Below are 13,855 nucleotides of genomic sequence, written 5' to 3'. Positions count from 1 at the left end.
TAACCCAAATATTTGTAGGATTAACCTTAAACTTCATTATCATGTTAAAAAAAACTTAATAGATTTAAACTCATCTTTGTTCACTTTTAGTATTGTTACCTTAGAAGCTCATCGAAAACCTAAACACATGAAAAGTAAGTATCCAGTTTCAAGACGCGATTTTATAAGACTATCAAGTATGGCCACTGCCGGTGCATTGTTTTTACCTTTAGGAACTAGTTTCTCTGATAAAGCACCTGCACCTATGATGAGACCATTTGGCCGTATGAAAAACAAAGTAACTACTTTAGGTTTAGGCGGACAAGCATCTATACAATGGACAGCAGATGATATCGATCCCGTTAAAATTATTACCAAAGCCTTTGATTTAGGAATAAATTATTATGACACATCAAATGTTTACGATCTAAGTCAAATGCATTATCACTCTGCTTTTGAAAAAATGAACCTAATTCCAGGGAAATCGAATTACGATAAAAAACTTAGAGAATCTATTACCATTACAAGTAAAACATTAATGAGATGGGGAAAACCAGGATGGAAAGAAGTTGAAAATGTAAGAAACAAATCTAATGGTGAAGATGTGCAAACAGCTGCAGACGATATAAGAAGAACTATGACTCAACTTTTTGGTGATGGAAAAGGCTACTATCCAGAAGGTTCTTATGTAGATATCGTTATGGTTCATGCTTTACAAGCTATCGAGGAAAACGATATATTATACAAAGGTATTGAAACACCAATTAAACCAGATGAAAATTTTGGAGCTCTAGTGGTATTAAGAGATTTTAGAGATGGCACCAATCTTACAGGAACAAATCCTAAAAACGAAAAATTATTGAAACACATCGGGTTTTCAGGACATAATAATCCTGAAGCCATGATTGACTTTATGCAACGTGATAAATATGGATTACTAGATGCTTTATTAGTGTCAGTTAATTCGAATGATCACTTGTATTTTAATATGAAACACAATGTAATTCCACTAGCTAAAGCAAAAGGAATAGGTGTTATTGGTATGAAAGTTTTTGGAGCAGGAACCATGTATAAAGAAGTGCCAGGTTTCTCTAGAAAACCAAGTCAAATTTATCGTAAAGTAGGTTCTGCAGAATTGCCAAGTAGCGATCTTATAGAATATGTATTAACCACACCTGGTGTAGATACTTTAATTATAGGAATTGGTAAAATAGATGAAGATCCTCTTAAATGTCAGTTAACTCAAAATTATTATGCATCTCAAGTAAAACCTGATGCAATGTCTAAAGAAAGAAGACTTGAAATAGAAGCTAAAACAGCAAAGGCAGCAGGAGAACGAACAAATTTCTTTCAGCTTGATAAAATAGATATGACAGGACCTAGAGACCTTAAGCAAGAAGTTGTTAATGGAAGAACAAAACTTACTTGGCAAACCGCTTATGCTGCAGAAAACCCTATATCTCATTACGAAATTGTTTCTAATGGAAATATTTTAGGGACTGTTAAGCATCAACCACAAGTTTTAAAAGATAAGCCTTTCACTTTTGAGATAGAACAATCAAATGCTGATGGTTTTAAAGTCTATACTGTTGACGAAAAAGGTAATAAAGCTTAATAATTTAATCATTCAGTAAAAACAAAAATCAATATATGTCAAAATTAGCATTGCTAAAACAATGGTTTAAAGACCATAAAGGAACCGTTACAGCATTTTCTGGAGGTGTAGATTCTTCCCTTGTGTTGTATGTTTCAAAATTAGTGCTTGGTGATGCTGCTATTGGATTAATCTCTAATTCAGAAAGTCTAAAATCTAAGGATTTTAAAATCGCAACGGACTTTTGTAAGACACACAACATAAACTTAGAGGTTATTAAAACTACCGAATTAGAAGATCCTAATTATACAGCAAATCCGACAAATCGTTGTTTTTTCTGTAAAACGCATCTTTACGAAGCTATGGTAGATATTATTCAGGAACGCTATCCTGAATACACCATTTTAAACGGCACTAATTTAGATGATTTAGGAGATTATCGTCCCGGTTTAGAAGCCGCTAAAAATCACCAAATAAAGTCTCCTTTAGCCGAACTTAATATTACAAAAGCAGAAGTTATAGAAATGGCCAACTCCTTAGGTTTAGAAACCGCTTTTAAGCCACCAAGTCCGTGTCTAAGTTCTAGAATTCCTTATGGAACTGCTGTAAATAATGAAAGACTGAAACAAATTGAGCATGCTGAATATGTTTTAAACAGATTTGGCTTCAATAATGTTAGAGTCAGATATAAAGGAGAAGAAGCTTCCATAGAAGTTCCTGTAACAGAATTAGAAGTATTAAAAAGTCAATTTAACCAAATCACTAAAGAAATAAAAGCCTTAGGTTTCTCTAAAGTCACAATAGATGAAGAAGGATTTGTTTCTGGTAAATTAAATAGAGTATTAAATGGATAAAGCCTTTATCATAGATGAAGACAGAAAACGCCGTTTAGGTTTTGAAGAAGTCATCTTCGGAGCCTCAAAAAGCGTGGCATTACTTTCTGATTTATTGAAAGATTATGTTGAAAAAAATAAAAACGTACTCGTAACAAAGCTGCAAGCTAAAAAAGCAAAAGTGTTATTAAAAACATTTAAAACAGCCTTTTATGATGAGGAATCTGAAATTTTTATGCTTTCTCACATAGAAATATCAAAAGACACATCTGCTAAAATAGGAATTGTTTCCGCAGGAAGTTCAGATATTGGTGTTGCCAATGAAGCCTTTTATACTTTAGAATATATGGGAATTAAATCTCGTGTAATTCATGATGTAGGCGTTGCAGGTTTACACCGCTTGTTAGACAAATTAGAAATCTTAAAAACATTCGATATTTTAATTATCGTTGCAGGTTTTGAAGGCGCATTACCAACCGTTGTTGGTGGACTTCTCCCCCAGCCTATTATTGCTGTACCAACTTCTGTAGGTTACGGAACTGCAAAAGATGGAGAAACGGCATTACGTGCCATGCTTGCCAGTTGTGCAAACGGAATTACCGTAGTCAATATTGATAATGGTTATGGAGCCGCCATGAGTGCTTTTAGAATGTTAAAACTAATAGAAAAATGAAAACAATATATATAGAAGCTTTTTCGGGACTCTCAGGGAACATGTTTTTGAGTGCTTTTAGTGAATTGCTCGGTGATTACGACAAATTACTAAATTTACCTAAAGATTTACATTTACCTGATGGTAAAATAGAAATCCAAGAGGCCGATAAAAATGGGATTACATGCAAGTATGTTGAAGTCTTAGATTTAAATGTAGAGGGAGGCACAGCGCATAGCCATGAACATGATGATCATGGACACTCTCATTCTCATGATCATTCACATAGTCACGGTCATGCAGATAGCCATGATCATTCGCATAGTCATGATCACTCGCACAGCCATGACGACCATTCACATTCACATGAACATGAACATGAGCATGAGCATGAGCATTCTCACGATCACCATCATGGAGCACATCGTCATTTAAGTGATATTAAAAAAATAATTGACAATGCACATATCAGCGCTAATGCAAAGAAAATAGCACACGAGATTTTTCTAATGATAGGAGAAGCCGAGTCTAAAATTCACAATATGCCATTAGAAACCATTCACTTTCATGAAATAAGTGGAGTCGATTCTATTATAGATATTGTTGGAAATGCTGTGTTAATTGATAAGTTGAATATTTCAAAAGTATATTGCACACCTATTTGTACCGGTTTTGGAATTGTAAAAACACAACACGGTATGTTACCGGTTCCCGCTCCTGCTACCGCAGAATTACTTCAAGGTATGCCTATTTACCCTGGTAATGAAGAAGGTGAAAAGATTACACCAACAGGTGCTGCTATTTTAAGATATCTTAATCCAGATTTTAAAAGTAAAGCTTACACTCCAATAAAAACAGCTTACGGACCGGGCAAAAAAGATTTTCATAATGCTAATGTGGTTCGTATTTCTTTAATTGAAGATGAAGCTGAGAAAGACACTTACCTTCAATTAGAAGCTTCTATAGACGATATGTCTCCAGAATACTTAGGTAATGACTTTCAAGATGGTTTATTAACTTCAGGAGCTGTAGATTTTAGTATAACACAACAACTTATGAAAAAAGGAAGATTCGCTTTTTTATTAAGTGTTATTCTTCCTAAAGATGAATTAAAAAAAGTATCAAATTATCTATTTGATAATACGAGTACTATTGGACTTCGTTATTTCCCTATAGATCGAATTGAACTGCCAAGAGTACAAGTAAAAAAGCAAACAGCATTAGGTGAAATTGAAGTTAAAGAAACAACGACACCTACAAATCACACAAAAATTAAGCCTGAATTTGACGATGTACAAAGACTGGCTAAAGAAACAAATCAAACGCCTTATCAGGTTATAAGCAAACTCAATATTAACTCTTAAAACTCTAAACAATGAAAAAAGTATTTTCAATTTTATTATTCGTAATAAGTTCTCAAATTTTATTAGCACACCCAGGTGTAGAACATCATTCTCATGACTCTTTTATGGGAGAATGGGCATGGTTAGTTATCCCTGCAATTGCTTTAGTAGCTTTAGTATGGAAATTTAACAGCAACAAATCACAATCTGAAAAAAGTAAAAACAATTAATCGTATTTCTTCATAAAAGAATATTATTAAATAATCACAAAAAGCTCTTATTTGCGAATAAGGCCTTTTTATTTTAACATTCATTCTAAAATATTTTAATTTATAACCATTGCGTATTCATATTAAAAAAACAAACATACACAACTAAACTAGAGCACATTAAGAAACTAAGAAAGCTAAAAAAGACATTAAATACATCTGTCACTTTAATTTCCTTATTTATTCTAAATGAACTTTAGCTATATTTTAACCCCTGTTTATATGTTATTCAACGGAATAATTATATTTTCGCCTTTTCAAATTAAAATTTTAACAAAGAACATATGAAAGAATTAATCGAAAACATCCAAAGTACAATTGAATCATTTCAAACTGATGCAAACTTACAATTAGAAAGCGGAAACAAAGCTGCTGGAACTAGAGCTAGAAAATCATCTTTAGCATTAGAAAAATTGTTAAAAGAATTCCGTAAGGTTTCTGTTGCAGAATCAAAAAAATAAAAAAATACACCTCCCCTTTAGCGATAAAGGGGAGGATTTTATTATTTCTTCTCGTTTAAAAACGGTTATTATATTACAGTCTTAAAAGCTTAATCTAATCAGATTATCTTAAAAATTCCTATTCAGCTTTTTATTTCTCTCTTTAGAAGTATTTTTAATAAGCAAAAAACAACCTTAATCACCTACCAATAAGTCTTTTAATTTTCAAGAATTAAAAATCATAAATTCTTTAGAATTCTCGTGCTTAAAATTAGGTTCATTTTATAAAATATTTATATATTTGCATCCGCTTACCAATACTGCGAGAGTAGCTCAGTTGGTAGAGCGTCAGCCTTCCAAGCTGAATGTCGCCAGTTCGAACCTGGTCTCTCGCTCAAAAAGACTTCATTTTATTATGAAGTTTTTTTATTATTAAATTGAAATATTGAATTAAAATTTTGGGGAGATACTCAAGCGGCCAACGAGGGCAGACTGTAAATCTGCTGACTACGTCTTCGCAGGTTCGAATCCTGCTCTCCCCACAAATAATTTTTAATACAACGTTTTTTTATTAAAACGAAATTTAAAAATTTATCAGATTGAGTGTCATCAATCTAAAAATAAACATGACGATTTTAAATATTGAAATACCATTAATTAAAGTAATTTAATTACAAAATGCGAGAGTAGCTCAGTTGGTAGAGCGTCAGCCTTCCAAGCTGAATGTCGCCAGTTCGAACCTGGTCTCTCGCTCAAAGAGCTTCATATTTCTATGAAGCTCTTTTTTTTGCAATAAAGTGTATACCTTTAGATTCTAAAAGGCGCTTCACTATCTTCGTCATCAAACTCTCTTTGAGATACCAATTTGTTTTCTAAGGGTTCATAGAGTTCAGATTTCATATTACTACCATTAAATTTAGAGGTCCAGTATACCAACTTCTTTAAATTCATATTTCTAAAGTCTTCAGATACTTTTTCAGAAAATTCACAACCGCTAATACTTAATACTTCAAGCTGTTTTAATGATGCTAATTCTACAGGTAAAACAACTTGTTTAAAAATGTTTAGACCTAAAACACGTAGATTTTTCATATGGGCAATCCAAGTCGGAATTTCTTCTTCTTTATGATGTGCACTGATAAAAAGCGTTTCTAAATTTAATTCAGAAATTGATTCAGGATATATACCTCCATTTTCATCTAAACCTTCTAACCAAAGGTGTTTTAAAGAGTTCCAACGCGATATCACTTCAATACTTTCATCGCTAATATGATCACAATGTATCAGTTTTACCGCTTCAATAGTTTCTACTTTTAGATTGTCTATGGTTTTAACAGCCACACTCTGCATTATTAATTTTTTAAGCTGAGGCAATGTTACCGCAGGAAAAGCATCAAAACCTCTGGCTTCAAATACGTCTAAAAATTCAAGGTTTGGTGTATGTGTTAATAAACGCTCTAAAGCTTCAGTAGTTCCGTTATAATTATCAATTTTTAATACTTTTAAATTAGAGTGTTTAAAGGCCGTTAATGCATTGTTATGTTCTGGCTTATTTTTTTTAAACGTAATGGTAAGCTCTTTTAAATTTATGAAGTTTTTAAGTAAGCTATCTAACTGACTCACATCACTGGTAAAATCAAACGATTCAATTTTTTCTGGATGTCTAAAGTTTTCAAAATCTAACACATTATTGACATCATCATTTCTATGCCCAAGATTAAATTTAGCCGCACTAATTACTGCATAAAATTCCTGTAAATTAAGAATTGGTGTGGCTTTAACTTCCAGATGAAACACATCAAACTCTTCTGTTCCTGCTTTTATGCCTTTAATTTCAGAAATAGTTAAATTGGTTATATGCTTAGGTAAATGGTCGGTGTCTACAACTAAAGCACTAGCATTTTTAATCGTCAAGTTTTCTAACTGCTCTATTTTTGAAAATACTGAAGGGAAAATTCTAACAGCTAATTTTATATCTCTAGTATTCGACTCTTGAAACCTGTATAATTCTACATTTTTTAGTTTTGTACATTGCTCAATCCCTTCTAAAAGCCAATCTAGTTTATGCTCTAGTTTGCAATTAAGCGTTGTTAAGTTTTTAAATGCAGCTAACGCTGTTTTATGTGGAATTTCTGGTGCTTCACAATCCACTGTTATAGTCTTTAATTTAGGGAAAAACGACGCGTTATCTAATACAAAATTAAGTAGTTTGGGTGAATCTATTTCTATAGATTCTCGCAGATTTACTTCCGTTATTGGTGTAATATTAGTTTCTTCACTATATGTAATTTCTGTTACTAATTTAGGTCTAGGTACATCTTCAAAACATCTAGACGCATCGCCAAAAAACAAGGTAGCTGATAAGGAATCTATCTTAGGTGCAATAAGCTCAAAATATTCTAATTTTGGTAAATCCTCAAAACCATTTGGTAAGCTATCTATGCTTTTAGATAACATTTCAAACTCTTTTAGTTGCTTTAAATGACTAACATCTTTAGGTAATGCTGTTAATTCATGTAAGTAAAACAATTCTATACGTTTTAAGGTTGCCGGAAACACGACCTGAGACAGGTCTTGGACACCTACATAACGTAGTTTGAATACCTTTAATTTAGTAAGATTTGTAAGCCAATTAAAATTGGTTAGATTCATATTAGGAATAATTTTTCCAATCCAATAATCACCTTCTATATGTAATTTTTTTAAGGATGTTAACTGAGACATTGTACTTGGAAACCTTTTTAAACAAGGCGCAATAAGCTTTAGTTTTTTTAATTTTGATAAATTACCAAAATCCTCTGGTAGTTGTTCATAATCACCTTCTAGATCTATTTCTTCTAAAGACGTTAATTTTGATATCTCATTAAGAATACTATCATAGGTATTGCCTTCTCCTTTTAAATGGATTTCTAAACTTTTTACGCCATTAAATCGTCTTAATATATGAGGATGTTCTAGCAAGCGATCTAAGAAGTCTGTTGAAAGATGAAAAGATCTCATTTCTCTATTCTTTCTCGTCATTAGATCAAATAATTTAAGAAGATCTAAGTCTTTAGATAGCAATCCATATTCTAAAAGAGAAATCATTCTATAGTCGTGCCTTCCTGTTTGTGTTATTTTTTTTCGGCTTTTAAAGGCTAGTTGCAAAGCTTCTGGAGCTTGTTTTTTTATGATGTTAGCACACTCTGCTCTATTTTTTTTATCTGTTGTTGCTTTTGCAATCGTAAAAATTTCGTAATAAAAATCTTCTGGAAAGTTTTTAGACTTTTTAATCTCTTCATAATATTCATCCATTTTATAATAGGTGAATTCAGGGATTTCTGTTGGTTTTACCATAGTAATCGTTAATTTTTAGGGTATAAATTTCTTTTGGAAACAGGGTTTTTAGGTTGCGGTTCACTGTAAATTATTCTTTTTAGCTACACCCTAAAAGGGACTTCACTATCTATATCATCAAAATTACGTTGAGACACCAACTTATTCTCCAATGGCTCATAGAGTTCAGATTTCATATTACTACCATTAAATTTAGAGGTCCAATACACCAATTTTTGTAGGTTAAGGGTTCTAAAGTCTTCAGATACTTGTTCTGAAAATTCACATCCACTAATACTTAATACTTCAAGCTGTGTTAATGTTGCTAATTCTACTGGTAAAACAACTTGTTTAAAATTGTTTATTCCTAATACACGTAAGTTTTTAAGATTGGCAATCCAAGTCGGAATTTTTTCATCTTTATGATGTGCACTGATAAAAAGCGTTTCTAAATTTAATTCAGAAATCGATTCAGGATACGTGCCTCCATTTTCATCTAAACCTTCTAACCAAAGGTGTTTTAGAGAACTCCAATGCGATATAACCTCAATACTTTCATCGTTAATATGATTACAATGTATTAGTTTTATAGCTTCTATAGTTTCCACTTTAAGGTTGTCTATGGTTTTAAGAGCTACACTCTGCATTCTTAACTTTTTAAGCTGAGGCAAATTTACAGCAGGAAAAGCATCAAAGCCTTTGGCTTCAAATATCCCTAAGAATTCAAGGTTTGGTGTGTGTGTTAATAAACGCTCTAAGGCTTCGGTAGTTCCGTTATAATCATCAATTCTTAACACTTTTAAATTGGTGTGTTTAAAGGCCGTTAATCCATTATTATGTTCTGAATTGGCCTTCTTAAATGTAATGGTAAGTTCCTTTAAATTTATGAAGTTTTTAAGTAAGCTATCTAACTGACTCACATCACTGGTAAAATCATACGATTCAATTTTCTCTGGATGTCTAAAGTTTTCAAAATCTAACACATTATTGACATCATTATTTCTATGTCCAAGATTAAATTTAGCCGCACTAATTACTGCATAAAATTCCTGTAAATTAAGAATTGGTGTGGCTTTAACTTCCACATTAAACACATCAAACTGTTCTGTTCCTGTTTTTATGCCTTTAATTTCAGAAATAGTTAAATTGCTAATCTGCTTCGGTAAATGGTCAGTGTCTACAACCAAAGCACTCGCATTTTTAATGGTAAGGTTTTCTAACTGTGCTATTTTTGAAAACACATTTGGAAAAATTCTAACAGCTAATTTTATATCTTTAGTATGCCACTCTTGAAATCTGTATAATTCAATATTTTTAAGATTTGTACATTGCTCTATCCCTTCAAAAAGCCAGTCTAGTTTATGTTCTAGTTTGTAATGAAGCGTTGTTAAATTTTTAAATGCAGCTAATGATGTTTTATGCGGAATTTCTGGTGCTTCACAATCTACAGTTATCGTCTTTAAATTAAGGAAAAACGACGCATTATCTAACACAAAATTAAGTAGTTTGGGCGAATCTATTTCTATAGATTCTCGCAGACTTACTTCTGTCATTGGTGATATATTAGTTTCGCTATATGTGATTTTTGTTTCTAATTTAGGTCTAGGCGTTTCTTCAAAACATCTAGACGCATCTCCAAAAAACAAGGTAGACGATATGGAATCTATCTTAGGCGCATTAAGTTGAAAAAGTTCTAATTTTGGTAAATCTTCAAAACCATTTGGTAAGTTATCTATGCTTTTAGATAAAACCTGAAACTCTTTTAGTTGCTTTAAATGACTAACATCTTTAGGCAATGCTGTTAATTCATCTAAGCAAAAAAATTCTATTTGTTTTAAGGTTGCTGGAAACACAACTTGAGACAAATCTTGAACACCGATAAAACGCAGTTTCAATACTTTTAATTCAGTAAATTTTGTAAGCCAATTAAAATCGGTTAGATTTATATTGGAAGTAGATCTTCCTGTCCAATAAGCACCTATAATATTTATCTTTTTTAAGGATGTTAACTGAGACATTGTACTTGGAAAACTTTTTAAACAAGGAGCAACAAGCTTTAGTTTTTTTAAATTTGATAAATCACCAAAATCCTCTGGTAGTTGCTCAAACTCACCCTCTATATCTATTTCTTCTAAAGACGTTAATTTTGATATCTCATTAAAAATACTATCATACTTATTACCAAAATCTTTTAAATGGATTTCTAAACTTTTTACGCCGTTAAATCGTCTTAGTATATGTGGATGTTCTAACAAGCGATCTAAAAAATCTATCGAAAAATGAAAAAACTTTAGTTTTGTTCCTCTACCAATTAGGTTATTTAATTTAAGAAGGTCTAAGTCTTCAGATAGCAATCCATATTCTAAAATAGAAATCATTCTGGCTACACGCTTTCCTTTTTGTGTTATTCTTTTTCGACTTTTAAAAGCTATTTGTAAGGCTTCTGGGGCTTGTTTTTTTATGATGTTAGCACACTCTGTTCTATTTTTTTTATTAGATGTTGCTTTTGCAATCACAAAAATTTCATAATAAAAATCCTCTGGAAAGTTTTTACACTTTTTAATGTCTTCATAATACTCATCCATTGTATAAAACTTGAAAACAGGTGTTTCTGCTGGTTTTGTCATAATAATCGTTAATTTTTAAAGTATAAATTTCTTTTGGAAACAGTTTTTTTAGATACAGTACGTTGTGCTTTAATTTCTTTAACAGTACAGATCATATTTTTCATATCTGTTATCAAAATCCTCTTTTAAGATTTTATTTTTAGCTAATGCGTAAAATTTAGAGGATTTCATATTGTTTCCATTAAATTTTGAATACCTGTAAATTAAATCCTCTAAATTCAAATTCTTAAATTTATCAGATACTTGTTCTGTAAAATCACAGCCTCTGATACTCATTATTTTTAATTGGGTTAATTCGGCTAATTCTTCCGGTAATGGACAATAATAAAACTGTTCTATTCCTAGAACTCGTAAGGATTTCATTCTGCCTATCCATTTTGGTATTTGTCTTTTAGTTAAAAATCCATCAATAAAAAAGGTATCTAAATTTAAGTCTGCAATGGTCTCCGGGTAGGTTTCAAGAGCTCTACTAATGTTCTGTAACCAAAGAAACTTAAGCGTTTTCCAATGCGATGCCGTAACCATAGCATCGTAACCAAAATTGTCACACGATAAAACTTTAAAAAGTTCTATGTTGGGCACTGTTAAGTTTTCTATAGACTGTATATCATCGCTATAAAATAATTTTAGCGTTTTTAGTTTATTTAAAGTAACCTTAGGAAGATCTACAAGGCCTACACAATCGTAAATTTCTAAAAACTCTAGATGAGGCGTATGCTCTAATAATAATTTAATAACACTAGTGTCACCATTAAAATTTTTAATAGTCAAGTTCTTTAAATTATGATGCGTATAAGCGGTTAAACCATTGTTTTGTTCGGCATTATCTACATTAAAATCAATGGTTAGTGTTTGTAAATTACAAAGTGCTTTTAATGCCTTATCTAAGCCTTTTACATTACTATTAAATATAAAATCTTTAAAGCTTTCAGGGTCTTTAAAATTATCAAAATCTAAAGTCTCATTTTTAACACTATTTACATCGTCTAACTTTATTTTTTTAGCACGTATTACTGAATAAAACTTTTGCAATGCGGTAATAGGTGTATTTATTACTTTTATATGATTTACCTCAAAATTTTCAATACCCGGCTCAATTACTTTTATATCTGTAATGGTAAGACTGTCTGTCTTTATAGGTAAATAATCTGTATTTAAAACAAGTGCTTTTGCACTGTGCACTTTTAAGGTTTGCAAATGCTCTATTCTAGAAAATGACTGAGGAAAATTAGCAACATCAGCGTTTGTTATTTCAGCATCAGCTCCATTATATATACCATAAATAAAAACGTCTTCTAGCTTTTTACATTCGTGAATATCCTCTAAAACCCATTCTAAATGATGCGCTAATCTATACTTAAGGTTTTTAAGTTTTTTAAATGCAGAAAGCGTATGTGCACTTCTTCTTTGTGGTGCTTCACAAGTAATTTCTATCTCTTTTAAATTAGGAAAAGACAAGGCATTATCTAATACAAAACTAAGAAGCTCTGGATGGGTAAAAACGATTCTTTTTAGCTTAGTTACAGGGGTTACTCCATAAGGCATAAACTCTGTATACAAACCTAGTAAACGTTTAATATTTGGTCCAAAAATAAAGGATGCAGGAACTTTTTTTAATTTAGATAAATGAATAACTTCTAAAACCTCTAAGGTTTTAAATTCACTAACAGATGCAGGAAAGTGTTCTAGCTCCCTCATAACACTTAGCCTTAATGTTTTTAGTTTTGGTAAGTGACCAAGTGTTTCTGGTAAAGCGGTTAAATTCTCAAACCTAAAAAGCTCTAATTTTTTTAAACTTGCCGGAAGCTCAACATCAGAGAGGTCTTGTACCGTAAAAGAACCTATTTTTAAATGCTTTAAACTTGTCAGTTCTGTAAGCCAAGTAAAGTTAACGATGTTAGGATTAGGCTCGTCATTACCAAAAGGAAAACTCCCTCTAAACTCCAACATTTTAAGTGCTTTTAACTTGGTCATTCCTACGGGAATCCATACTAAGTTAGGTGCTGTTAGAATAAACTCTTTTAAGTTAACTAATCGTTCTAGTTCTTCTGGTATGTATTTATAATCAATTTCAAGCTCAAGTTTTTCTAATGAAGGAAGTTGCGTTATGTTGTTTACAACGCTACTAAAACCTTCTTTCTGTCTAGAGGTGCTAATTGTTAATTCTTTAATACCATTAAACTGACTTAAAAGACGTGGTGTTTCTATGAAAAGTTCAATAACTTCTTTACTTCTATATTCAAGCGAAAGCGTTAAACGCTTACAAACAAGTGTGTATAGTTTACAAAGGTCTAAGTCTTCTGAAAGTACGCCGTACTCTAATATAGCAATCAGTTTTTTGTTAAAAGATTGAGAATCTTGTATTGTCGTTATTTTTTTTCGACTCTTAAAAGCGAGTTGTAAAGCTTCTGGTGCCTGTTTTTTTATGATATTGGCACATTCGGTTCTAATCTGCTTGTTTTTAGTAGATTTAGAAAGCACAAAAATCTCGTAATAAAAATCTTCTGGGTAATTTTCACACCCTTTAATTTTTTCAAAAGATGCTTCATCTTCATAAAAATTGAAACCAAGTTCGTGTTTAGCAAGTATCATAAGGCCGTTTAATTTTATGTTACAAACCTATTTTAAAACAGGGTGTTATTTGTCACTGTATTCTGTGATATTTAAAACTCCATCTAAATATTTAATTAAAAACATCCCTAAATACCGTGAGTAAAAAAACTTGAATTACTTTTATCTTGCCAACCATTAAGAGTAATCTTTTTTTATAAAGAAATAAATTGAAACAATAATCACAACTCGT

At 31.5% G+C, this 13,855-nt stretch carries 9 protein-coding genes and 3 tRNA genes; 9 read left to right on the top strand and 3 right to left on the bottom strand.

The features are described from left to right. Positions 1-127: 127 nt before the first annotated feature. The 9 genes from H0I32_RS15080 to H0I32_RS15040 all read left to right on the top strand — a co-directional run bounded on the left by H0I32_RS15080 (position 128) and on the right by H0I32_RS15040 (position 5,863). Positions 128-1,594: an aldo/keto reductase gene (locus H0I32_RS15080; protein ID WP_179314417.1), complete on the top strand. Its 1,467-nt coding sequence runs from the start codon at positions 128-130 to the stop codon at positions 1,592-1,594. 35 nt (positions 1,595-1,629) lie between these two features. Then, positions 1,630-2,427: an ATP-dependent sacrificial sulfur transferase LarE gene (gene larE / locus H0I32_RS15075; RefSeq protein ID WP_179314416.1), complete on the top strand. Its 798-nt coding sequence runs from the start codon at positions 1,630-1,632 to the stop codon at positions 2,425-2,427. Beyond that, entirely contained in the window at positions 2,420-3,079 is a 660-nt protein-coding gene (gene larB / locus H0I32_RS15070; protein WP_179314415.1) for a nickel pincer cofactor biosynthesis protein LarB, read from the top strand. The genes larE and larB overlap by 8 nt, the downstream gene beginning before the upstream one ends. Further along, positions 3,076-4,422 carry a nickel pincer cofactor biosynthesis protein LarC gene (gene larC, locus H0I32_RS15065; protein ID WP_179314414.1) on the top strand — a complete coding sequence of 449 codons (1,347 nt, stop codon included), beginning with the start codon at positions 3,076-3,078 and terminating at the stop codon, positions 4,420-4,422. Before larB ends, larC begins: the two co-directional genes overlap by 4 nt. An 11-nt stretch (positions 4,423-4,433) precedes the next feature. After that, positions 4,434-4,631: a hypothetical protein gene (locus H0I32_RS15060; RefSeq protein ID WP_179314413.1), complete on the top strand. Its 198-nt coding sequence runs from the start codon at positions 4,434-4,436 to the stop codon at positions 4,629-4,631. Between the two features lie 323 nt (positions 4,632-4,954). Next, positions 4,955-5,131, top strand: coding sequence for a histone H1 (locus H0I32_RS15055; RefSeq protein ID WP_173588662.1), 177 nt, complete (start codon positions 4,955-4,957; stop codon positions 5,129-5,131). A gap of 301 nt (positions 5,132-5,432) precedes the next feature. Continuing rightward, a tRNA-Gly gene (locus tag H0I32_RS15050) sits at positions 5,433-5,505 on the top strand. Positions 5,506-5,570: 65 nt separating this feature from the next. Then, positions 5,571-5,652 (top strand) — tRNA-Tyr (locus H0I32_RS15045). Positions 5,653-5,790: 138 nt separating this feature from the next. Beyond that, positions 5,791-5,863 (top strand) — tRNA-Gly (locus H0I32_RS15040). Between the two features lie 54 nt (positions 5,864-5,917). On the opposite strand, the gene H0I32_RS15035 is transcribed toward H0I32_RS15040, so the two are convergent. The 3 genes from H0I32_RS15035 to H0I32_RS15025 all read right to left on the bottom strand — a co-directional run bounded on the left by H0I32_RS15035 (position 5,918) and on the right by H0I32_RS15025 (position 13,644). Next, positions 5,918-8,446, bottom strand: a complete 2,529-nt coding sequence (locus tag H0I32_RS15035) for a hypothetical protein (protein WP_179314245.1) — start codon at positions 8,444-8,446, stop codon at positions 5,918-5,920. A gap of 83 nt (positions 8,447-8,529) precedes the next feature. Continuing rightward, on the bottom strand, positions 8,530-11,052 hold the full coding sequence (locus tag H0I32_RS15030; protein WP_179314246.1) for a hypothetical protein: 2,523 nt from the start codon (positions 11,050-11,052) through the stop codon (positions 8,530-8,532). Positions 11,053-11,130: 78 nt separating this feature from the next. Next, positions 11,131-13,644, bottom strand: coding sequence for a hypothetical protein (locus H0I32_RS15025; RefSeq protein ID WP_179314247.1), 2,514 nt, complete (start codon positions 13,642-13,644; stop codon positions 11,131-11,133). Positions 13,645-13,855: the final 211 nt, after the last annotated feature.

Source organism: Winogradskyella sp. HaHa_3_26, from assembly GCF_019278425.1.
Lineage (GTDB): Bacteria > Bacteroidota > Bacteroidia > Flavobacteriales > Flavobacteriaceae > Winogradskyella > Winogradskyella undariae.
Note: the sequence above shows the minus strand (reverse complement) of the source record. Positions and strands in the feature narration are given on the sequence as shown.